Source organism: Neobacillus terrisolis, assembly GCF_051233475.1.
Classification (GTDB): domain Bacteria; phylum Bacillota; class Bacilli; order Bacillales; family Cytobacillaceae; genus Bacillus_BU.
This window is the reverse complement of sequence record NZ_JBKFGH010000014.1, coordinates 56,558-79,872: the sequence shown is the minus strand read 5'-3', so window position 1 is coordinate 79,872 and position 23,315 is coordinate 56,558. Positions and strand designations below refer to the sequence as shown.

Annotated in this window: 18 protein-coding genes; 14 read left to right on the top strand and 4 right to left on the bottom strand. The window is 38.4% G+C overall.

From position 1 onward, the window contains the following. The first annotated feature begins 133 nt into the window (after positions 1-133). The 3 genes from ACI48O_RS10215 (at position 134) to hmpA (ending at position 5,494) form a co-directional block, all read left to right on the top strand. Positions 134-1,600, top strand: a complete 1,467-nt coding sequence (locus ACI48O_RS10215; protein ID WP_435561698.1) for a sodium/proline symporter — start codon at positions 134-136, stop codon at positions 1,598-1,600. 297 nt (positions 1,601-1,897) lie between these two features. Further along, entirely contained in the window at positions 1,898-3,592 is a 1,695-nt protein-coding gene (locus ACI48O_RS10210) for an NADPH-dependent assimilatory sulfite reductase hemoprotein subunit (RefSeq protein ID WP_435561697.1), read from the top strand. A gap of 660 nt (positions 3,593-4,252) precedes the next feature. After that, complete coding sequence (gene hmpA / locus ACI48O_RS10205; RefSeq protein ID WP_435561696.1) at positions 4,253-5,494, top strand: NO-inducible flavohemoprotein; 1,242 nt, start codon at positions 4,253-4,255, stop codon at positions 5,492-5,494. A gap of 130 nt (positions 5,495-5,624) precedes the next feature. Here the strand turns inward: hmpA and ACI48O_RS10200 are convergent, their stop codons facing one another. The 3 genes from ACI48O_RS10200 to ACI48O_RS10190 form a co-directional block, all read right to left on the bottom strand. Beyond that, entirely contained in the window at positions 5,625-6,872 is a 1,248-nt protein-coding gene (locus tag ACI48O_RS10200) for a benzoate/H(+) symporter BenE family transporter (protein ID WP_435561695.1), read from the bottom strand. A gap of 442 nt (positions 6,873-7,314) precedes the next feature. Next, positions 7,315-8,412: a 3-phosphoserine/phosphohydroxythreonine transaminase gene (gene serC / locus ACI48O_RS10195; RefSeq protein ID WP_435561694.1), complete on the bottom strand. Its 1,098-nt coding sequence runs from the start codon at positions 8,410-8,412 to the stop codon at positions 7,315-7,317. Between the two features lie 36 nt (positions 8,413-8,448). Continuing rightward, complete coding sequence (locus ACI48O_RS10190; protein WP_435561693.1) at positions 8,449-9,681, bottom strand: cysteine desulfurase; 1,233 nt, start codon at positions 9,679-9,681, stop codon at positions 8,449-8,451. A gap of 113 nt (positions 9,682-9,794) precedes the next feature. On the opposite strand from ACI48O_RS10190, the gene ACI48O_RS10185 reads away from it, so the two are divergent. The 3 genes from ACI48O_RS10185 (at position 9,795) to ACI48O_RS10175 (ending at position 11,940) form a co-directional block, all read left to right on the top strand. Continuing rightward, complete coding sequence (locus tag ACI48O_RS10185) at positions 9,795-10,616, top strand: LysR family transcriptional regulator (RefSeq protein WP_435561692.1); 822 nt, start codon at positions 9,795-9,797, stop codon at positions 10,614-10,616. Between the two features lie 185 nt (positions 10,617-10,801). Continuing rightward, complete coding sequence (locus ACI48O_RS10180) at positions 10,802-11,521, top strand: DsbA family protein (protein ID WP_435561691.1); 720 nt, start codon at positions 10,802-10,804, stop codon at positions 11,519-11,521. After that, positions 11,521-11,940, top strand: coding sequence for a disulfide oxidoreductase (locus ACI48O_RS10175; protein ID WP_435561690.1), 420 nt, complete (start codon positions 11,521-11,523; stop codon positions 11,938-11,940). The genes ACI48O_RS10180 and ACI48O_RS10175 overlap by 1 nt, the downstream gene beginning before the upstream one ends. A 64-nt stretch (positions 11,941-12,004) precedes the next feature. On the opposite strand, the gene pdxR is transcribed toward ACI48O_RS10175, so the two are convergent. Further along, the gene (pdxR, locus tag ACI48O_RS10170) at positions 12,005-13,444 is read right to left on the bottom strand and encodes a MocR-like pyridoxine biosynthesis transcription factor PdxR (protein ID WP_435561689.1); all 1,440 of its coding nucleotides are present in this window, start codon (positions 13,442-13,444) and stop codon (positions 12,005-12,007) included. 428 nt (positions 13,445-13,872) lie between these two features. On the opposite strand from pdxR, the gene ACI48O_RS10165 reads away from it, so the two are divergent. The 8 genes from ACI48O_RS10165 (at position 13,873) to ACI48O_RS10130 (ending at position 23,287) form a co-directional block, all read left to right on the top strand. Next, positions 13,873-14,877: a hypothetical protein gene (locus ACI48O_RS10165; RefSeq protein WP_435561772.1), complete on the top strand. Its 1,005-nt coding sequence runs from the start codon at positions 13,873-13,875 to the stop codon at positions 14,875-14,877. Continuing rightward, positions 14,864-17,053 (top strand): molybdopterin oxidoreductase family protein, encoded by a 2,190-nt coding sequence (locus ACI48O_RS10160; RefSeq protein WP_435561688.1) that lies wholly within the window; start codon positions 14,864-14,866, stop codon positions 17,051-17,053. Before ACI48O_RS10165 ends, ACI48O_RS10160 begins: the two co-directional genes overlap by 14 nt. Further along, on the top strand, positions 17,054-17,614 hold the full coding sequence (locus tag ACI48O_RS10155; protein ID WP_435561687.1) for a 4Fe-4S dicluster domain-containing protein: 561 nt from the start codon (positions 17,054-17,056) through the stop codon (positions 17,612-17,614). A 12-nt stretch (positions 17,615-17,626) separates the two neighbouring features. After that, a complete protein-coding gene (locus tag ACI48O_RS10150) occupies positions 17,627-18,151 on the top strand; it encodes a Rieske (2Fe-2S) protein (protein WP_435561686.1) in 525 nt (174 codons plus the stop codon). Positions 18,152-18,357: 206 nt separating this feature from the next. Further along, on the top strand, positions 18,358-19,644 hold the full coding sequence (locus ACI48O_RS10145) for a molybdopterin molybdotransferase MoeA (RefSeq protein WP_435561685.1): 1,287 nt from the start codon (positions 18,358-18,360) through the stop codon (positions 19,642-19,644). A gap of 486 nt (positions 19,645-20,130) precedes the next feature. After that, positions 20,131-20,655, top strand: a complete 525-nt coding sequence (locus ACI48O_RS10140; RefSeq protein ID WP_435561684.1) for a cytochrome c3 family protein — start codon at positions 20,131-20,133, stop codon at positions 20,653-20,655. Continuing rightward, complete coding sequence (locus tag ACI48O_RS10135) at positions 20,648-22,096, top strand: ammonia-forming cytochrome c nitrite reductase subunit c552 (RefSeq protein WP_435561683.1); 1,449 nt, start codon at positions 20,648-20,650, stop codon at positions 22,094-22,096. Before ACI48O_RS10140 ends, ACI48O_RS10135 begins: the two co-directional genes overlap by 8 nt. 237 nt (positions 22,097-22,333) lie before the next feature. Next, the gene (locus tag ACI48O_RS10130) at positions 22,334-23,287 is read left to right on the top strand and encodes a carbon-nitrogen hydrolase family protein (protein ID WP_435561682.1); all 954 of its coding nucleotides are present in this window, start codon (positions 22,334-22,336) and stop codon (positions 23,285-23,287) included. The last annotated feature ends 28 nt before the right edge of the window (positions 23,288-23,315 follow it).

The window sequence follows — 23,315 nt, the reverse complement described above, 5'->3', positions numbered from 1 at the left end:
AATGATTTTAATCCGAAAAAGTAGACTCCGGAATTTTTTGAAATAAATGGCTAAAATACGCCTTAAATGTCATCATGTTTTTTTAATTCCTACTATTAATATTTGTTTAATTTGAATTAAAAGGAGATTAAAAATGAATTTTTCAAGTTCAACTATTGTTTTTGCTGAAATTATTGTTTACATCTTAATGATGTTATTCGTTGGTGTGTACTTTAGTAGAAAAAAATTAGACCACGCTGATTATTTTTTAGGTGGCAATAAATTACCTGGTTGGGCTCTAGCTTTTTCCGAAAGAGCTACAGGCGAATCGGCATATATGTTCCTAGGAGCAGTGGGCTTTATTTATGTGACAGGACTATCAGGAATTTGGATATTATCCGGAATGTTTCTAGGAATTCTTTTTTCATGGCTTGTATTAGCGAAAAAATTTATGAAAGAAACAAAAAAATATAATGTGTATACCTTAACTGACTATATAGCCGTGAAATTTCCCAATCATAGTAATGTGATTCGCTGGTTATCATCGATCATTATGGTAATTTTTTTCACCTGTTATCTAGCTGCTCAATTTTCCGGAGTGGGTAAAACTTTATATTCGTTTTCTGGATTAAATATTACCGTAGGAACAGTTATAATTTCACTTATTATTATTGCTTACTCTTGTATGGGTGGCTTTATGTCAGTAGTATGGACAGATACTATTCAAAGTTTCTTAATGCTTCTTGCGTTTATCATCGTTCCAATAGCTGGATTTGCTGAAATTCAGCAAAATGATATAGCTATTCCTTCTGCTTTAAGCTCAATGGGAAATGGTGCAGATAGTTGGATTGGCGGATTATCAGGACTTGCACTCGGAGCAATGTTATTTACGAACCTGTCGTGGTTCTTCGGTTGGTTAGGTGGACAGCCGCAGCTAAGTTCAAGATTTATGGCTTTACGGGATGAAAAAGAACTTAAAATAGGTCAAACGGTTGCTATTGTTTGGACATTAATTGTATATGTGGGTGCGTTTTTATCAGCTATCTTTGCTTCTGCTATCTATAAACAAGGGACGATAGAGGACTCTGAAATGATTTTGCCACATATGGTATTTGATTTACTGCCACCATGGGTTGCTGGAATCATCATTGCGGGAATTTTAGCTGCTATTATGTCAACAGCTTCTTCTCAATTACTTGTTATTACAACATCCGTAAGTGAAGATATCATTCATAAAGCAATGGGAATCACTATTAAGAGTACAGCTCTAGTGAAATTATCCCGTTTCATGGTTATTATTAGTGGATTGGTTGGTATTGTGGTTTCATTAGCATCAGGATCCATTATTTATAGCATGGTTAGTTTTGCTTGGGCAGGGGTTGGAAATACATTCTCTGTTATCATACTAATGATTTTCTTTTGGAAAAAAACATCTGGTACAGGAGTTGTAGCAACTATCATTACAGGTTTCTTAAGTGCCATTCTATGGTCCATTTCACCATTAGAAGCCATTGTATCAGCAAAAGCTTCTACATTCTTTATTTGCCTTATCGTAGGTATTGTTGTAAGCCTATGGTATCCTGAAAAACAATTAGAACAAATTAATGAACATGCTAGTTGATAAAGCATAATTTCTAACTTGGAAATAATTGAAGCTCTGACAAGGTTTTATTCATTGAGAGAACGATCTGAAAGGTCGTTGAATGGATAGTTAATGGAACCATGCACAATGGGGTGTCCCTAAAAGTTCACATACTTTTGGGACACCCCTATTTTATTTTCGGAAAAATAATAAACCATGTCACCCAAGGGTCAACTGAAGTGGATGGGTTTATTACCTTTTATTTGGATGGTTAAAATTAATTCGCTTTCAATTATCATTATAATCAAATCGGAATTCAACAAAGGGGTGGGTTCTGTGAAAATCACAGATATGGAAAAAGTATCGAAAATAGAGATAATCAAGCGGAAAAGCCGCCAGCTAAGGGGGACAATTAAAGAAGCCCTTAAGGATGACCAGCCAAAATTTTCAGAGGATAATATTCAAGTCCTAAAATTTCATGGGGTCTATCAGCAAGACGACCGTGATTTGCGGAAACAGTTGAAAAAAGATGGAAAAGAGCCGCATTATAGTATGATGATTCGTGCCCGTATTCCAGGAGGAGTATTATCACCAAGTCAATATTTGGTGTTTGATCGACTTGCTGACGAGTACACGGATTATAAAAACATGCGTATTACCACACGGCAAACGATACAGCTTCATGGTATTCTCAAAGGGGATCTGAAGACAACAATCAGTACATTGAATGAAGCATTAGTTACAACGCTTGGTGCTTGTGGGGATTCTGGACGCAATACGATTTGTTGTGCAGCACCAGGAGACGAACCTTACCGCGATGAAATGAACCATGATGTCAATGCGATTGCTGAACAGTTGAGTGCAAAGTCAAATGCTTATCATGAAATCTGGTTAGATGGTAAACCAATTCAATTAGAAGATGGCCAAACTGAAGAGCCTTTGTATGGGGATACTTATCTTCCTCGGAAATTTAAAGTCGCAATCGTACCGGAAGGAGATAACTGCCTTGATGTGTACGATAACGACCTTGGTCTTGTCGCGCATATAGTTGATGGTCATATTCAAGGTTATACCGTGCTGGTCGGCGGTGGAATGGGACGACTGGCCGTTGACCAGGATACATATCCAAGACTTGCAAGCCCACTGTGTTATGTGGCTAGAAGTGAAGCGATTGATACGATACTGAATACATGCGTGGCAATTGTCAGTATTGAACGGGACTTTGGCGATCGTGCCAACCGACGCTTTGCTAGGATGAAATATTTGATTGATAGACGCGGGCTTGATTGGTTCCGGGAAGAACTTGAAACACGAATTGGACGGAAGCTTGAACCGCCAAAGCACCTTGAATGGAACAATGGACATGACCATCTTGGATGGCATAGAGAGCGTGATGGGATAAGCTACCTAGGATTATTTATTCCATACGGTCGTATTAAGGATACTGAAACTATGCTGCTAAAAACAGCGCTCCGGGATATTATAAAGGATTTCCAACTAACAGTCCGCTTTACATCACAACAAAATGTTATTCTTAGTGGAATTGCAGACGAGCTTCGTCCAATTATTGAAGAACAGTTGAGTTCTGCTGGCGTTCCGCTACCAGATAAATTGTCGAATGTAAGACAGAATACCATGGCTTGTGTCGCATTTCCGACGTGCGGGCTTGCACTTGCTGAGTCGGAAAGAGCATTGCCGGATCTGGTTCCGCAATTTGAGCAACTGTTCGATGAGTTGAATCTTTCGAATGAAGAAATTACTATTCGGATGACAGGATGTTCAAATGGCTGTGCACGTCCGTATAATGCTAATATTGCTTTAGTTGGGCGGGCACCGGGAAAATATGATTTGTTTTTGGGAGGTAGTTCACTCGGTACAGCTTTAAACGAGCGGTTTCGGGAATTAGTTCCGTTTGATCAATTGGTACAGACAGTTCGCCCAATACTGGAATCCTTTGTTCAAGAACGGCAATCCGGTGAGGATTTCGGATCCTATTGGCGACGCGCAGGTTTAAAAAAACATAGTTGTTAGACTGGAAACAAACATTATCCTGTTTTGTGAAGACAATTCGATTTAGAATGACGTATATTCCAAATAATATTTATGCCTACCATCCATTGGGTGGTGGGCATTTTTATACGGCTAAACAAGTTTTTGAGAAAATTCTCTTCTTATATTATAGAAAATAGGAATAAGTATTTTTGTCTTGATTGCGAATTTATTATTTGGCTGTGTTAAAGAACAATGGTGATTTTGAGCATTCTGTTGATTGGAGCGGAAGGTGCGAGACTCCTGCGGGAGAAGGTGTCACGGGAGACCCCACAGGCGCCATGGCGCCGAGGAGAAGGAAAAGCGGAAGCGGCTTGCCCAGGGGCGACAGGCATAAGACGAGCCGGCATGAAGGTCGTTCTTTGACCTTCTTGACGGATTGGCTTATGACCCCGAGCCCCTAGCCGCTGCGGCTAGACAGGCTCCCGGACTCCCCCGCGGAAAGCGAGCACCTGGAGCGGAAATCAACAGACAAATTTAACAAAGCCTATTATTTAAAAACATTCTTAATCTAATTAAATTTGAATTGGATAAATTAAACATTATTTAATGAAGTGTGATATAAATCACTTAGTGCTAGTGATTTATATAATAGTATAAACACTGTGGAAATAATGATAAATACATAAGGGGTGTTATATTTTGCTAGAACAAAAGACAATTGACATTATTAAATCTACAGTACCTGTATTAGAAAAGCATGGCGAGGCTATTACTACACGTTTTTATGAATTGATGTTTGGGAATCACCCTGAATTATTGAATATTTTTAACCATACAAACCAAAAACAAAACAGACAACAAAAGGCGCTTGCTAGTGCAGTCTATGCGGCAGCAATGTATATTGATAATCTTGGAGCTATTCTTCCAGTGGTAAAGCAAATTGGAAATAAACATAGAAGTCTAGGTGTCAAGCCAGAACATTATCCAATTGTCGGAAAGCATCTTTTATTAGCTATTAAGGATGTTTTAGGAGAAGCAGCTACGGATGAAATTATGGATGCATGGGAAAAGGCATATGGTGTAATTGCTGATGCGTTTATAAATGTAGAAGCTGAGTTGTATGAAGAAGCATCCAGCCAGGATGGCGGGTGGGATGGTTTCCGCAATTTTGTTGTCGATCGGAAAGTAAAAGAAAGTGAAGTGATAACTTCCTTCTACCTAAAACCAGAGGATAAAAAAGAGATATCATCTTTTCTCCCTGGCCAGTATATCAGCATTAAAGTGGAAATGGACGAAGAAGAATTTACGCATATCCGTCAATACAGTTTATCTGATGCTCCTGGAAAAGATTATTACCGTATTAGTGTAAAACGAGAAGCGAGTACATCTAATCCTGATGGAATTGTTTCTAACTATCTTCATGATAAGGTTAAAGAAGGGGACATTGTAAAGATAAGCGCTCCTGCTGGAGACTTTGTTTTGGATACCGACCGTAATTCTCCTGTTGTCTTAATAAGTGGAGGTGTTGGTTTAACACCGATGATTAGTATGTTAAAAACTGTTGTTGAAGTCCAGCCAGATCGGAAAGTTACCTTTATCCATGCAGCTCAAAATGGCAATTTACATGCATTAAGGGAAGAAGTAGAAGCTTTGTCTGCACTTGAAAATGTAACATCGTTTGTGTTTTACAATTCTCCAACTGATGACGATCGAAGTAACCATCGATTTGATGTGGAAGGATATGTCACACAGGATTGGCTTGAAAAAAGTGTACCTGTAAAAAATACAGACTTTTATTTTTGCGGTCCAGTACCTTTTATGAAAGAAATCAACCGTTCATTAAAGGAACTTGGAGTAAGTCATGAACGAATCCATTTTGAATTTTTTGGGCCGATGGACAGCTTGGACGAACAAGTACCAAAAGAACATGTTACCGTATAAAAATGGGATATTATATTCACTAAGAAAACATACATCAATAATTATCATTTAAAAAATGCCGTAACCGCCTTATTAGGGGTTATGGCATCTCTTTTTTCGTATCCTATATAAAAATATATATTAATCTATCTTATTGAACTGCACTTTTTTCTTTTTCTTCAACCTTCTTTTTTACATCTGTTTCGATAAAACGAGCAATACATGTTCCAACAAATAAGGACCAAACGGGTGAGCTTATATTTAATATGGTAATGTTTGATAATGCGATAATAAATGCAAAGGTTGCGCTTATTTTGATAGATGGCCTTGAGAAACTTTGATGCACGCTATTACTGAAAACGTTAATGAGAGAAAATCCAGCAATGATTGATATAAATTCCTTGGGTAAAGCAATAATGAGAGGAACGAGTTTCCAAGAAAATAAACCGTAAGATAAAAGGATAAAACCAGTAACAACTGCACCCATGTATCGTTTATTCTTCGGTCCAGCTTCTTCATCAGAACAAATGACAGTAGCCATACCGGCAATATTAGCGGATTGTCCCCCAAAGAAAGAGGAGAAGAATGAAAAGATCCCACTTAAAGAAATAATCCGATTTACAGGTGTTTTATAATGATTTTGTTCTAATGCGCCAATGGCAACCGCTGCATCATTGCTTAAAATAAGTAATGCAAGTGGAATCGATACAGAAAGGAAACTAACTGTATTTATGTCTGGCCGCTGTATTTGCGGAAAAAGTTGGCCCAAAGCCAACCCATCAACATTATGTAATGGGTAAGTTAGGATAAGTACAATTGTGCCAATAGTAATTGCCGCAAGCACAGGTGGAATTTTGGTCTTCCATCTGCTACAAATAAAAAAAGTGATTAACGATAATATTCCTACAATTAAAAGCTCGGTGATAGAAAGAATAAAGTTCACCATATACTTTACAATCATTCCGGATAACATAGCTGCAATGATTTCCTTAGGAACTAACTTCATTAATTTTGAAAAAATCCCTAGCGAACCAATAATTAAAAGTATCAAACTTGAAAAGATGTAGGCCCCAATGAGTTCATTGAAAGTAAACTTGTCGGTCATGGTGGCAAGAAAGGCGACACCTGTTAAGGAATGACCACCAACGATAGGGATTCTATATTGTAAAGGGAGAATAATCCCAAACAAGCCTCCAAATACATAAACAGAAAAAATCCAGAATATTGTCTGTTCAGCAGTAAAGTTTCCATTAGATGCGGCTTCTAATATGAGTGCTGTTGGCCCTGATATAACGAATAACCCCGCAATCATCCCAGCAGAAATATTTTTATGATTTAAATCCTTTATTGGAAAGAGATTTTTCTTTCTCCATTCAATTTTTCCTTGAGAATTATTCACACTAGATCCCCCTTTTTTAAAAAAATATTAGTGGCAAAATATCAGTTAAGATTTACACTTATCTATGAGGAATAAAATAAAAAGTTATCCTTTTAATAATAAAAGATTTCGAAATTATTTAACCCTCCAATTTGGAGCTTTTAATACCATCCAATTAATGTTTGATGAAGGTTAGAGATAAAAAAATATAATGAAGAAAAGAGGTTTGAAAAAGTAACGGCAGAACCTATAAAAGAAGTGGGCATTGAGAAGATTATCGTACCTGAACACGAGAGAATGGGGTCAATGATAATAGAATGTTACCAGTACGATCGAAACAGAAGAATTTAGCATTAAAATATAATATCTTTGTGAGTCTATGAAAAAAGTCGACATTAGTTAACTACTATGTCGACTTTTGATATTTTTCTAAGTATATAAATGATTATATAAAAATGAAAAACTATTCATTTAAATTTTTAAAGTGATACATAAATTCGCTAAGCGCTTTGCAATTCTCATATGGGACTGCATTATAAGTGGATGCTCGGCACCCTCCGACTGAGCGGTGGCCGTTCAAGCCGACAAAGCCTTCTTTACATGCCTCTGTTAAAAACTTCTTTTCTAAGTCCTCATTTCTTAATCTAAAAGTAATATTCATCAATGATCGACTAGCTGGTTCAGCATGACCAATATAAAAACCTTTGCTCTCATCAATTGCGTCGTAAATTAGTTTTGCTTTTTCTTCATTACGCTTTGTAATTTCTTTAAGGCCACCAATATCCTGAATCCAGCGGAGAACCTCCCCAAGCATATAAATCCCAAAGGTAGGAGGAGTATGATACAAGGAGTTATTTTTCGCATGAATGCTATATTTCATCATCGTCGGAATGTTTGAATTCGCTTTTTCAAGTAAATCTTTACGAATGATCACAACCGTTACTCCGGAAGGTCCTAGATTTTTTTGAGCCCCAGCGTAAATGAGACCAAACTTATTAATATCAAAAGGAATAGAAAGGATATCACTAGACATGTCGGCAATTAAGGGAACAGAACCTGTATCGGGGTATTCTCTCCATTGAGTTCCGAATATCGTATTATTGGATGTTAAATGTAAGTACGTGTCACTAGAATCATAGATCAATTCTTCGTTTTTAGGTATATGTCGATAGTTAGAGCCTTTTGTACTAGCCGCTTCAAAAGCATCCCCGAATAATTTTGCCTCTGAAAACGCCTTTTCTGACCATGCACCAGTTAAGACATATCCTGCTTTTTTTCCATTCTGCAAAAAATTCATTGGAATCATGGAAAATTGGAGACTTCCGCCGCCCTGCAGAAATAGAATTTCATAATCATCCGGTATGGATAATAAATCCTTTAAACGGGTAATCGCTTTGTTGTGGACTTCTTCGTAAACTGCGCCTCGATGGCTATGTTCCATAATGGACATCCCAGTATCTTGAAAATTTAAAAGTTCCTGCTGTGCCCTTTCTAATACTGGCTGAGGCAGCGCGGAAGGACCTGCGTTAAAATTGTAAGTTCGTTCATTGGTCTGTATCAATTCGATTACTCCTTTGAAAATTATTGTATTAAATTATCAGGTTAAGACGGTTTCAAAATACGCTTTTGCCTTTTTAATTCCCTTAACTAGAGAGTCAATGTCTTCTTCTGAATTGTATAAATAAAAACTAGCTCTGGCTGTTGCGGAAACATTCAGCCATTTCATTAACGGCTGGCAACAGTGGTGGCCTGCACGAATGGCAATACCATCAGAATCTAAAATAGTCGCCAAATCATGGGGGTGAACATCGTTTACATTAAATGTAATGAGTCCGCTTCTTTGTTCAGGTTGTTTCGGACCGTATATTGAAATTCCCTCTATAGCTGATAGTTGTTGAAAGGCATAGTTTACTAGCTTTTCTTCATGGAGGCGAATCGTATCAAGTCCAATTTGCTCCAAGAAATCAATAGCTGCACCAAGACCTATTGCTCCTGCGATGATGGGGGTTCCGCCTTCGAGCTTCCACGGCAACTCTTTCCATGTCGAATCATATAAGTCTACAAAATCAATCATTTCTCCACCAAATTCATAGGGAGTCATCTTATTAAGGAGGTCCTTTTTCCCATAAAGAATTCCTATACCGGTTGGCCCTGCCATTTTATGACCGGAAATCGCCATAAAATCACAATCCAAATCTTGAACATCTAACTTGAGGTGAGGAGCACTTTGGGCAGCATCAACACAAATAACTGCCCCGTGTTGATGAGCTACTTTTGCGATTTCCTTTACTGGATTAATTGTCCCAAGTACATTCGAAACATGGGTAATAGCGACAAATTTTGTCTTTGAATTAATCGATTTTTTAACATCTATAAGATCAACAGTTCCATTTGGTGATAAAGGAATATATTTAAGTACTGCACCAATTTTCTTAGCTGCCTGCTGCCAAGGTATAAGGTTGCTGTGATGCTCCATTTGTGTGATTAGGATTTCATCTCCCTCTTTTAGAAACTCCATAACGTAACACTGGGCAATCATGTTTAATGATGTGGTCGTCCCTCTAGTAAACACAATTTCTGCAGTTTCTTTTGCATTGATAAAGTTCTTAACCTTCTCTCGTGCTCCTTCATAAGCATCCGTTGCTCTCGTACCTAATGTATGTACACCTCTATGTACATTGGAATTGAAATTATTATAATAAGAGTCAATTGCTTCGATGACGACTCTTGGTTTTTGGGAGGTTGCTGAACTATCTAAATAAACTATGGGATAGCCATTGACATGCTGATTTAATATAGGAAATTCTTCTTTAATTTCTCTAAAGTTCATCCTGCATACTCCTTTTCTGTTTGGTGCCTTTATTTTGACATGGAGTATTGTATAATACAAATATAATTATAATTATGTATATATAACAAAAAAGTTATGGGTGTGTGATTATATTGAATACAAAACACTTGCTATTACTAAAGCAGGTTATAAATTCTGGGAGTATTTCCGGGGTTGCAAAAGAAATTCATGTGAGTCAGCCTGCCATTTCGATGATGCTTAAACGATTGGAACAAGATGTAGGGGTACCTTTATACACGACTGTTGGAAGAAATATAACTGCAACTGATGCGGGACTAACTTTATTAGAATTTGCAGAAACAATTCTTTCTTTAGAAGAACAAGTCTATCGGACAATGGAGGAGTTTCAACAAGGAAGTCGAGGAAGAATTGTGGTAGGTACTTCTCAAGTGATAGGTTCTTATATATTGCCAAAGTTCATCCTATCCTTTTCAGAGAATCATTCCAATATTAAGGTTGACATACAAATCAGACCCGATAATGAAATCGAGGAATTAGTTCGATTAGGGACAGTGGACGTTGGGGTCACCCTAACACCTCCTGAGGATCATTTTTCTTTGAGGATCACGAAAATCTCAAATGACCAGTTTGTCGGTATACAGCCTGTGGCACCTATTTCGTCAAACACAATACTAATTCCTTCCGACATCCCTATTCCAAATGGGGAGGGGATGAAGGCTCAAGTCAGGAGTATTTTTTCAACAGAAGCGGTAAAACAATTTGTCATAGGCGGTTTGGGGTATGGGATAGTATTAAAATCTGCTGCAGATTTGGAAGTTTCTTGTGGAAAATTAAAGTACTGGGAAGGTTATGAAGCCCACACGGTTACGACGAGTGTCTTGACTCGACCTGCAGAACGTCTTTCTAAAAGTGTGTGGTTTTTTCTAAATCATTTAAACAGCATTAACTTATAAATGAATGAGTGGAATCGATTCTTAAAAGATTCGATTCTTTTTTATTGGGTAAAAAATTAAGTGGATGAGGACACCTATTGAATAATGGATGATTCGTTATTTTTAAATAATTTATAAGATGGGTAATAGGGGATGATAGAGAACTATATTGAATCGGCAGAATAAAACTATTATGAGGTGAAAAAATGAAAAGAAACCCCAAGAACCCCAAGAAACGAACGAATACTAGGAATCCTATGAAACTACTCGTGATATCTACAATTGCTGTAATGGTCATAGTTGTAGCTATTGTTATTTTACAAAATAAACAAAACAGTCAAAACGTTGGTAGTGGTGACAGTACACTTAATAAAGATTTACGATTTGAAGATCAACCAACCATAGGTAACCTTGATTCACCTGTTTCTGTAGTGGAATTTGGGGATTATAAATGTCCTGCATGTAAAGAGTGGATTGAATACATTTTTCCAGAACTGAAAAAAGACTACATCGATACAGGGAAAATTAGCTTCTCCTATATTAATGTATTATTCCACGAGGATGAGTCACTTTTAGGAGCATTAGCGGGAGAAGCAGTGTGGAATCAAGATAGTGAAGCATTTTGGGATTTTAGTAAAGCACTATACAAAGAACAACCTGAAAGAGATACCCATGACGAGAAATGGTTAACTATCGACAAGGTTATGGAGGTTGCGGGTAACACAGTCCCGCATATCGACCTTAATCAGCTTGAACAAGACATTTTAGATAAGAAATATGAAACTGCTGTACTACAAGATGAAAAATTAGTGAGTGAAGCTAAGGTGGAATTAACACCAAGCATTGTCATCAATGGAACTATGGTCGAAGATCCATATGACTATGACTATATTAAAGAACTTATAGAAAGGGGCTTAAAAGAATAATGTCCCCAAATCGATCCGTACTATACCTTTACTTCGCTTGGATAGTGGCTGTTGTTGCTACGCTGGGAAGTTTATATTTTAGTGAAATTAGACTGTTTCAGCCTTGTGTACTATGTTGGTATCAGCGAATTGAGATGTATCCATTATCCGTAATTTTAGGAATCGCAGCGTTTACAAGTGATATTAAGATTACAAAGTATGTTTTGCCATTTTCAATCGTTGGTGGACTGACATCGCTCTATCATTATTTACTAGAAAAAGTCCCTGGATTTGCCCCCATCAAACCGTGTGCACAAGGAATTCCTTGTGATTATCCTTGGATTAACTGGCTCGGTTTTATAACAATCCCTTTCCTTGCGCTTGTCGCTTTTATTATGATTTCAGTGCTCTTAATCTTAGTCAATAGAAGAAATAAATAATCCAGTGGGATAACGAAAAGGTGCATAAAAAAACTTCACTCTGATGAGTGAAGTTTTTTTATTGTTAATTTGTTAGTTGCAAAAATGATTTTTTAAGTCTTAAGATCCCTTCTTCAATTAGACTGGATTCCACTCGTCCGAACGTTAGCCGTATATATCCACTATTAGTGCCAAGCAAAGATCCTGGAACAAAAGCTACTCCATTTTTTAATGCCGCTTCAAGTAAATGATACTCATTCACATTATTTTTTAACTGGCACCATAAGTGTATTCCGCCTTCTGGTACCTGAAAAGATAGATGGTCCGATAGTTCTGCCTCCAAAATGGATAAGAGAGTATCCCTTTTGTGAATAAGCTTCTCCTTTAAAAAGTTCAAATTTGTTTCAAATGAATCTGATTTTAAATACTCGGCAGCAAGCCATTGTGGAAAAATACTATGACCAAAATCAATTTGCTGCTTGGCATCTGCCAAACGTTGAATGACGTTATCAGGCCCTACAATCCACCCAATACGAAGCCCGGAAGCCGCAATTTTAGAAAATGAACTGATATACAAAACATTTCCGCTTTCATCCAGAGATTTAAGTGTTGTAGTGTTTAGGTGGTCAGAAAATGACATAAGGCTATAAGGATCATCTTCTACGACTGGAATCCCTAATTCTTTTGATATTTCCAGCACTCGTTTTCTTTTTTCTAAAGATAAAATGCTTCCAGTTGGATTTTGGAATATAGGGTTTAGAAACACCATCTTAATTTTATATTTTTGATACAAATAAAGTATATCCTCTGGGTTCATTCCATTCTTGCCAACAGGGAGTTTAAATGTCTTTAGACCAGCTGAACGAAATATTGGCAGTGAATGCGCATAAGAGGGATCTTCGTATGCAATCGCGTCTCCCCGATCCAATAAGCATTGAGTTACGAGATGCAAAGCTTGTTGAGCACCTGATGTAATTAATACAGACTGACTGGAACATTCAATGTTCCTAAACTCTTTTAAATGGTTAACAATATTATGACGGAGACTAAGGTTGCCTTGAGGATGTTCATAGCCCAGCGATTGTTGAAATTCATTTTTTGAAAGAATCTCTTTAAAGATGTCATAAGGCATTAAGTCATTGGCTAATTCACCGCTAGCAAAATTAATAAGGTCTTTCCCATGAATTTCTCCACGAATATGTTGAAATAACGGAAGATTAGGCAAAAATGATCCTCGTTCGATATATAAGTCCCAGTTAGGGATTCTTGAGCGAGTTAATCCCCACACATCTGTATGGACCTTTGTTCCACTCCCCTTAATCCGTTCAATCATCCCATTGGAATATAACACATCGTACGCCGTAACAACGGTTCCTCGATTTACACCAAACTCTTTAGCTAATGCTCTTTCGGAGGGAAGGAGCGTACCCGGTGGATATTCTCCGTAGGCAATCCTCTTTTGAATGTAATTAGCAATTTGTTGATAAATTGGGATATCACTTCGTTTCTCCGGTTTCCATTCCATAATCTTCACCATCATTTTTTATTTTATTTTTATATGCTGGCTGCCTGTTAACGCAGCCTTGTTTAATATGATGAAACAGCTTATTGAAATTAAATCGTTTTGTCTATGTTCCTGTCAAGCAAAATAAGCGCTTTATGTCCCATTTTAAAGATTCTAATCCACTTTTTAAGGTTGAAAAGGTCCAATTTTCAAGATTTTTAGTTCTGTAAATTTATTTTTAACAATTTTCGACGTCGATTTAAGATGTGACGAACGGCACATTTGTCAAAATAAACAGAGTGTAATCTTTGAGAGGATAAGGGCTAAAAAATAAAATGGTTGGTATTTATTTTGAAAAGGGAGGAGTTTTTTTGAAAGTGAACAATACGTCAGAAAAGATTTTAAAGAAATCAACGACCCATGCATTTGCTTCACACTTTGCAAAAAATATGTTCTTAACAGTGTGTGGACTTATCATTCTATCTTTTATTGGTACAAGGATGTTTACCCATATTGATTTAAATTTATATGGATACATGGTTGGTACTATCGTTTTTTTGGGTGGGTTCTTTTACCGATTTATATCATGGGGCGAAAGGCCGCCAACAAAAATCTTGATAAAAAAAGGTTTAAAGCTTCTTGGACGAAAGAAAACACCCGCAGTTTCAGTTGAGCACCTTCTAACTCATAAATTTATCTGGAATCGAGGGATTTACAGATGGACTCAGCATTTGTTAATCGGCTGGGGATGTATCCTTTCTTGTTTTGTTACCTTTCCATTAGTGTTTGGATGGATGTATTTCACAATGGATGAAAATGGCTATTATACAGTTGTAACGATGGGAATCGATTTAATGAAGGTCAAGGCTGACGGATTGATTGCTTTTGTTTTCTATAATGCACTTAATATTACGGCAATCATGGTCATTACTGGCGTTTCAATGGCTCTTTACAGACGGCTGAAAAATATGCAGGCACGTGCAGAACAAAAATTTATCTATGATTTTATGCCGTTATATATGCTGCTTTTCGTTTCTCTTACAGGTTTATTGTTAACATTTATGAATGTTTTTTTACATGGTGCAGGTCAACCGATCATGTCTATTATTCATCAATACTCCGTAATCATAACATTAATTTATTTGCCATTTGGAAAGCTGGCGCATATTCCGTTTCGCCCAATGAGTGTTCTTGCAAGAAATTATCGTGAACATTATGCAGGACAAGGAATGAAAGACTGTAAGGTTTGTGGAGAGCATTTTGTTTCAACAGAACAAGCTCAAGATGTCATTCATGTATTAAGTATAAATGAAATCGAGTTTAAAACGAGTGAAGGGGTCCATCTTGGAGAACTTTGTCTTCCATGTCGACGCAAATACAGAATTGCACAATTTTCAGGATTTCCCACTCATCAGGTAAAGATTAAGGAGGCTAATCAACATGCACAAGTCTGAGTTTAAAAATCCGCGAGATAAATTTTTTAAAGAGATTGAAAATGTGAATCATCCCGATGAAACCCTAGTGCCAACCCATTGCTGCTATTGTGCGATGCAGTGTGGAATGAATTTAAGAGTGAGTACAAAAACGAATAAAATTATCGGGGTTGAACCTCGATATGATTGGCCGGTTACCTTAGGGAAAATGTGTCCAAAAGGTGTTACAGCATACCAACAGACCAACCTAGATGCCAGATTATTAAAGCCATTAATCCGAGATGATGCATCTTTAAAAGGAACAAAGGAAGGCTTCAGAGAAGCGAGCTGGGATGAGGCTTACGATTTAATTGTGAAAAAATTCAAGGAACTGCAAGCTGCTTATGGTAAGGATACTCTTTCCGTATATGGCGGGGTTTCAATGACAAATGAAAAATGCTACTTAAATGGGAAGTTTGCCCGTGTAGCCCTGCAAACAAAACATCTTGATTACAACGGACGTTTTTGTATGGCAAGTGCAGCCAGCGGGATCAATCGCTCTTTAGGAATTGATCGAGGGTCAACAGTGCCTTGGACTGATATCCCAGAAACTGATTGCTTATTCTTAGCAGGAAGCAATACGGCTGACTGCCATCCAACGATGATGTTCCGCGTGTGGGCAGTCCAAGAAAGAGGGGGATATTTGATTGTTGTGGACCCAAGGGAGACCCCTGTTGCAAGAAGAGCTGATGTTCATCTTGATTTAAGGCCTGGAACGGACTTGGCACTTGCCAATGGAATACTCCATCTCTTGATAAAAAACGGTCATGTGGATGACGAGTTCGTTCAAAACCATACGAACGGTTTTGAAGAAACAAAAGAATTGGTCAAACAATTTACACCAGAATACACAAGTCAAATTACAGGTATTGCACCTGAAAAAATTATCAAGGCTGCAGAACTCTACGGAAAAGCACCAAATGCAATTCTTTTGTTCGCAAGAGGAATTGAACAACAAGTAAAAGGCGTTGATAACGTTTCAGCCTATATCAATCTAGCTCTTGTTACCGGAAATATTGGCCGGCCAAAAGCAGGGGTTGGAACGATTACAGGTCAAGGAAACGGTCAAGGTGGAAGGGAACATGGTCAAAAAGCGGATGCATTACCTGGATACCGGAAAATTACCGATCCACAGCATGTAAAGGAAGTATCGAAGGTGTGGGGAATTGACCCTGAGGAGATGCCAGGCGAAGGAGTATCTGCCTTTGAATTGTTTGGCTTAATGGAGAAAAAGGTCATTCGTTCGATGTACCTGCTTTGCTCCAATCCTGTGGTTTCAGCACCTGACTCTAATTATGTCCGAAAAGTATTTAAACAACTTGATTTTATGGTAGTATCCGATTTCTTCCTATCCGAATCAGCGGAATACGCAGATGTTGTCCTGCCAACGACGACCTGGTCAGAAGATGAAGGAACAACAACAAATGTTGAAGGTCGTGTAATTAAAATCAATCGTGCTCAAATGCCACTGGGAGAATCCAAGCCAGATTGGCTGATACAAGTGGAATTAGCGGAACGTTTGGGTCGTGGAAAATACTTCTCTCATTTAAAAACATCGGAGGATGTCTTTAATGAGCTGCGCCTAGCCTCTAAAGGCGGTAAGGCGGATTACTATGGGGTTACTTGGGAAAAGATTAAAAAACAAGATGGCGTATTTTGGCCATGTAAGGAAGAGGATGATCCTGGTACACCTCATATGTTCTTGGATAAAAAGTTTTATTTTCCTGATGGAAAAGCTAAAATTTTGGCTCTTCCATATGTCCCTGCTGCTGAGGAACCGGATGAAGAGTATCCACTTTGTTTAACAACCGGACGGGTTGTCTACCATTATCTATCAGGCAATCAAACTAGAAGAATCCCATTTTTGAAAGATATGTGCCCCGAACCGTTTGTTGAGGTACATCCGGAAACAGCCAAAGTGTATGGTATTCAGCATGAAGAAAGAGTACGTTTGTTCACACGTCGTGGTGAGGTTATCTATAAAGTAAAAATTACAGAAGCTATCCGTAAAGATACCGTATTTGTTCCATACCATTGGGATTTTGAATTAGCTGCAAATATCCTGACGAACCCAGCACTAGACCCCATTTCAAAAATGCCGGAATTTAAAGCTTGTGCAGCTCAGATTGAAAAACTAGCAAAAAGTGAGGCGCTATAGATGAACAAGAGGCTGTATCTTGAACTGGAAAACTGTATCGGCTGCCGTTCTTGTTTGGCCGCATGTACTCAATGCGGCGGGCATGAGGAACGGAACAGAAATTATGTATACGACGTAAATCCTCTTGTCGATCGGCAAACGATGCCGCTTATGTGTCTTCACTGTGTCAACCCTGCTTGTGCAAGAAGTTGTCCGGCCCAAGCTATTCAAATTCATGAAACAGGTGCGGTATTATCCGCACTTGTGGAAAAATGCATTGGATGTCAAAACTGTACGATTGCTTGTCCTTATGGGGTTCCGAAATTTGATACAGAACAAAACTTAATGTATAAATGTGATCTTTGTATTGACCGGAGCAAGGATGGCATTCCGCCAATGTGCGCAAGTGCATGTCCGACCAACACACTGCAATGGTTAACAGATAAAGAGATTAATAGAAAACAAAAACAGTTTCATCTTGATAATGGAAAATGGGTAACAAGCTTACCTTATTTAGAGGGAGAAACGAATGTGAAAGTAAATCTTCCGGGTATTTTACAAGGAATAGCAAAAATTTACTAAGGTGGGATTACCATGAACGATAAAAATAATAAAATCCCTTTTGATGAAGATAATTACACTCATAATATTAACCGCAATAATGAACGTGTGCTTGATCGCCGGGGATTCATGAAAACGTTAGTAGGGGCTGCAGGGGTATTTGCTGTATCTTCCCTTCCTTGGGGAGGAGTGGCTGCAAAGGAGCTTGCAGGTCTAGGTGAAAAGGAATATAAGCATAAAAAAATTACGGATATAAAATCCCTTGCAATTGGGGACTCGGTAGACTTTAAGTTTCCGGGTGAACATGATGATGCTATTCTAATTCGTCTATCCGATAACAAATTTGTTGCATACCAAAATGCATGCACACATCTTCGCTGTCCTGTATTTTGGGACAAGGAAAAGGGAGAAATGATTTGCCCATGTCATCATGGGAAATTTGATGCTGAAACTGGAGCCCCAACAGCAGGGCCACCTCGTCGTCAATTACCTGAAATACAAGTAAATGTGGAGAATGGCGTTATTTACGCAGTGAGGGTGAAACGTTATGAAGCGTAATGATATGAGTATCATTTTATTATGTGGAATTTTAATGCTTAACATTATTTTTACTCAATATTTGGTCCATCAGTATTTTTATCAAAATTATGTAAATGTTATTTTGCTTTGTATTTTAAATCTTCTTCTTTTTCCAATTGCTTGGTGGGTGTATGTAAGGAATAAGAAAAGAAATAGTAACGGTTAAATTAAATGGGGTGAAATGATTGTTGGAATTACGTAGGCCTATCCAAATAGGCGAAGCGGTAAAAAGAGTGATGGGCCACCAACTGGGTGGTAAGAAAGAACTGATTCCAATTGAGGACTGTGATCACCGCTATTTGGCTGAAGATATTATCGCTACTCATGACATACCAATGTTTACACGTTCCGGTTATGACGGTTTTGCTTTAAGAGCGGAGGATACAGAAGTTGCTTCTTCTGAATTTCCTTTAGAATTTAAAGTAGTAGAGGAGCTTGCGGCCGGTATGGTTCCGAAGAATGAACTGGGTCCATTTGAAGCTTCAAGGATTATGACCGGGGCTAAAACCCCTAAAGGGGCAAACGCTGTCATCGCGCTCGAATTAGTTAAAGAGTTTACTAAAAAAGGAGAAAAATATATTTCGATTAAGCGACAGTTGAAGGAGGGGGAACATCTTTCCTATCAAGCTGAAGAAACGAGATGTGGTGAAATCGTAATTAAAAAAGGGACAAGAATAAATCCGGGAGTAAAAGCAGTCCTTGCTACTTTCGGATATTCTCAAGTTCCTGTTGCAGTCAAGCCGAGAATCGGAATTTTCGCTACAGGTTCTGAACTTCTTGATGTGAATGAACCGTTACAGGATGGCAAAATTCGAAATAGCAATTCTTATATGATTGAAGCACAAGCAAAAAGAATCGGGGCAGAACCCATCTACTTTGGTAAGCTTCCGGATGAAATAGAAACCTGTTATGAAGCGATTTCGTTGGCGTTAAATAAGGTCGATATTTTAATTACTACCGGTGGGGTATCGGTGGGGGATTATGATCTGATGCCCGATATTTACAAGAGATTAACGGGGCAGGTCTTGTTTAATAAAGTGGCGATGCGGCCTGGTAGCGTCACGACAGTTACTGCACTCGAAGGAAAACTTTTGTTTGGTTTATCCGGCAACCCCTCAGCAAGTTATGTTGGTTTTGAGTTGTTTGTAAGACCTATTATTCGAAAAATGCTCTATAGTGATCATCCTTATTTAAAGTTTGAAACGGTTTCCCTTGCTAGCGATTTTCCAAAAGTCAATCCATTTACTAGATTTGTTCGAAGTAAGCTGTTTTTTGAAAATGGCGAGATGATGGCAAGACCAGTTGGAATGGACAAGTCGAATGCAGTATTGAGTCTAGCGAAAACCGACACACTGATGGTTTTACCTGGCAGTACACGTCATTTTCAAAAAGGGGACAAGGTAACAGCCCTCCTACTAGAGGATGAAGAGGGAAGCCAAACTCTTTGGCAGGATTCCAATAGAAACGAATGATAGGGGTATGTCTGCCACCTTTTTAGGTGGTAGGCTTCGTTACTGTTGCAATCCTACTATTTACTTTAATCTTGGCTGTGTTTAAGCTCAGTGTTGATTTTTTTACACAATGTTGATTGGAGCGGAAGGCGCTTGACTCCTGCGGGAGCAGCGGGACAGGTGAGACCCCACAGGAGCTTTAGCTCCGAGGAGAAGGAAAAGAGGAAGCGGCTTGCCCAGGGGCGACAGGCATAAGACGAGCCGGCATGAAGGTCGTTCTTTGACCTTCTTGACGGATTGGCTTATGACCCCGAGCCCCTAGCCGCTGCAAGCTAGACAGGATCACCGCCCGCCCCGCGGAAAGCAAGCGCCTCTCGCTGCAATCAACAGTCAAGTTTAACACAGCCTTAATCTTAAAAAGGTAAATTAAGCCAATGATTCACTATTTTGGTTAGAACACTTTATTGGTGTTTTAATAGATATTTATTTTTCAAGGGAGGTGAAATCATGTTGAAAAAATTTCTGGCAATTGATAAACGATTGCTCCTGTTGATTGGATTATTTGTTGGAATTATTGCATCAGTGGTAACGGCAAAGACGTTAGCCTATACTGACTCTGGTGAATTTTGTAAGAGCTGTCATATCATGAACAATGCTCATGATTCTTTTACAGATTCTACCCATGCAGAGATAGCTTGTGGAGACTGCCATTTACCACACGATTCTTTAGTGAGCAAATATACCTTCAAAGCGAAGTCGGGATTAGGGCACGTCTACTACAACACATTTGGTGAAGAAAAAATTCCAGGTGTTCTGCATCCGACTGCTGGCTCAAAGGAAGCAATCAATTCCAATTGCATTAACTGCCATAAGAGCACGTTAGAAAATGTTTCACATGATGCAAAAGAGAACTGTACGGTCTGTCACCAGTCAGTACCGCACGGAAAAGGCTTTAAAACAGAAGAATTCTACAAGGTACCAAAACCGGGAGAGCTATTAGAAAATAAGGGAGGATCAATGAACAATGGTTAGCAAAAAACTTCATTGGATTTATTTGACCCTAATCGCTGTCATCATGCTGATTGCAGGTTGCTCAGGAGCTGAAGAGGCAAAGAAAACTGAAGGGTTAAAAACCGGCTTATCAAAAGATGAAATTAGCAATGAAGCGTTTAAGGATTTATTTCCGCTTCAATATAAAAGCTTCTACAAAACAGAAAAAATGGAAGATACGAAATATGCAGGTTCTATTAATCGTAGTAAATATGATCATGATAAAGAGCCATATTTGCCAATTCTTTTTAATGGATATGGATTTGCCACACAGTATACGGAAGACCGCGGCCACGCCTACGCGAACGTAGATATTCGTGAAACTGCCCGTATCACTGACAAATCAATCGGATCTTGTTTAACCTGTAAATCTACAGCTGTTCCACACATGATTGAGGAAATGGGTGACGATTATTGGGGTGGAAACTTTAATAAGGACATTTGGCCAAAAGCAGAAGCCATGGGTCACTCACCGATCGGCTGTACTGACTGCCATGATCCACAAACAATGGAATTACGTATTACCCGCCCTAGTTTTACAAAAGGAATGGAATCTCAAGGAATTGATATTTCTAAGGCAACTAAAAATGACATGAGAAGCTATGTTTGTGCACAATGTCACGTAGAATACCATTTTGCTGCTAAAAATGGAGAAGTGACTTTCCCATGGGCAAATGGTTTTAAACCGGAAGATATGTATGAATATTATGAAACGACAGCTAAAGAAAATGGCTTTGAAAAAGACTGGGTTCATAACATTTCAGGAACTCCAATGCTAAAAGGCCAGCATCCTGATTTCGAAACTCATATGGAAGGTCCGCACGGAAAAGCAGGTGTTTCATGTGCAGACTGTCATATGCCATATGAACGTGTTGACGGTAAAAAGAAAATCACTTCACACTGGTGGACTTCTCCACTTAAAACAATGGAGCAATCATGTGGAACCTGTCATACAAATCGTGAGATTGATGAATTAAAAGATCGTGTAACGGAAATCCAAGACACTCATATGGAAGCGTTACACAATGCTGAAGACGTTTCAATTACTGCTCATTATTATGTCAATAAAATGATTATTAGTGGAGTAAGTGACGATAAAATTAAGCAGGCTCAAGCAGCGGTTCGTAAAGGACAATGGTTCTGGGATATCTGTGCCGCCGAGAGTTCGGCTGGATTCCATAATCCACAAGGCTCAATGGATTCACTTAGAAAATCTGAAGTTGCATCCAATGAAGCGATCCGAATTGCAACGGAAGAATTAGTCAAGAAGGGTGTAAACCTGGAAGAACTAATTCATGAGATAGAAAAAGCAAAGCAGGCTGTATATGACGAGAAGGATAACTTTAAGAAGAAAGATCACGCGGTTAATAGTTACTTCCCAGCCTTACAGCCTGTAGCAGCACCTGCTGCACCAAAAAAATAAGAATGTGATCAAAACACTGGGTAATTGCCGTTACCCAGTGTTTTTTTTATTATATGACAAATTGGTGGTTAGTAGTTAATAGAACATTTAATCTTTAATTAAAAAAAGCTTATAGTGGATGATGTAAATACTAGGGGATTGGATGGTCCTTTTTATGGGATTATTTTTATAATAGGAATGAATTAATTATCTAGTAATATATCTTCTTTCCAAACTCAATAAAGGGAGGCGTTCGCTATGCAAGAAAATCTAAGTATTGTCCGAGTTGCTGTCGTTCAAGCTGCACCAGTTATTATGGACCGGGATGCAACTGTTGATAAGACAATAAGACTGACTCATGAGGCAGGAGAAAAAGGAGCAAAAATTGTCATATTCCCGGAAGCCTTTATTCCAGCCTATCCAAGGGGTCTTTCTTTTGGTTCAAAAATAGGCTCAAGGACGAAAGAAGGGCGCCAGGATTGGTTCAGATACTGGGACAATTCGATTGAAGTTCCTAGCCAGTCAACCGAGTTGTTAGGTGAGGCAGCAAGAAAAGCGGGAGTTTATTTAGTAATTGGTGTTATTGAAAGAGATCAAGAAACTAGTGGCGGAACTCTTTATTGTACTGTTCTATTTTTTAGCCCTGAAGGAAAACTTCTTGGTAAACATCGTAAATTAAAACCAACTGCTGCCGAAAGAGTAGTATGGGGAGAAGGCGATGGAAGTACTCTTCCGGTATTTGACACACCATATGGAAAGATAGGTGCACTAATTTGTTGGGAAAATTATATGCCGTTAGCTAGAGCGGCCATGTATGCAAAAGGAATCCAACTATATATTGCGCCAACAGCGGATGCGAGAGAATCATGGCAATCAACAATTCGACATATCGCAATGGAAGGTAGATGCTTTGTTTTATCATGTAATCAATATGTTACAAAAAATATGTATCCTGTTGATTTGGCTTGTTACGACGAATTAGAGTCTTCACCTGATATTATGAGCTCAGGTGGCAGTGCTATTGTTGGGCCATTAGGGGAATATGTAGTTGAACCGATCTATGGGAAAGAGGATATCCTGATTGCTGACCTTGACCTACGGGATATCGCGTATAGTCAATTAGATTTTGATCCAGTTGGCCATTACTCACGACCTGATGTATTTACATTGATTGTTGATGAAGAAAAAAAAGAAAATGTTAAATGGAAATAGTTTAATAGAAATGATTATTGGAGGTAAA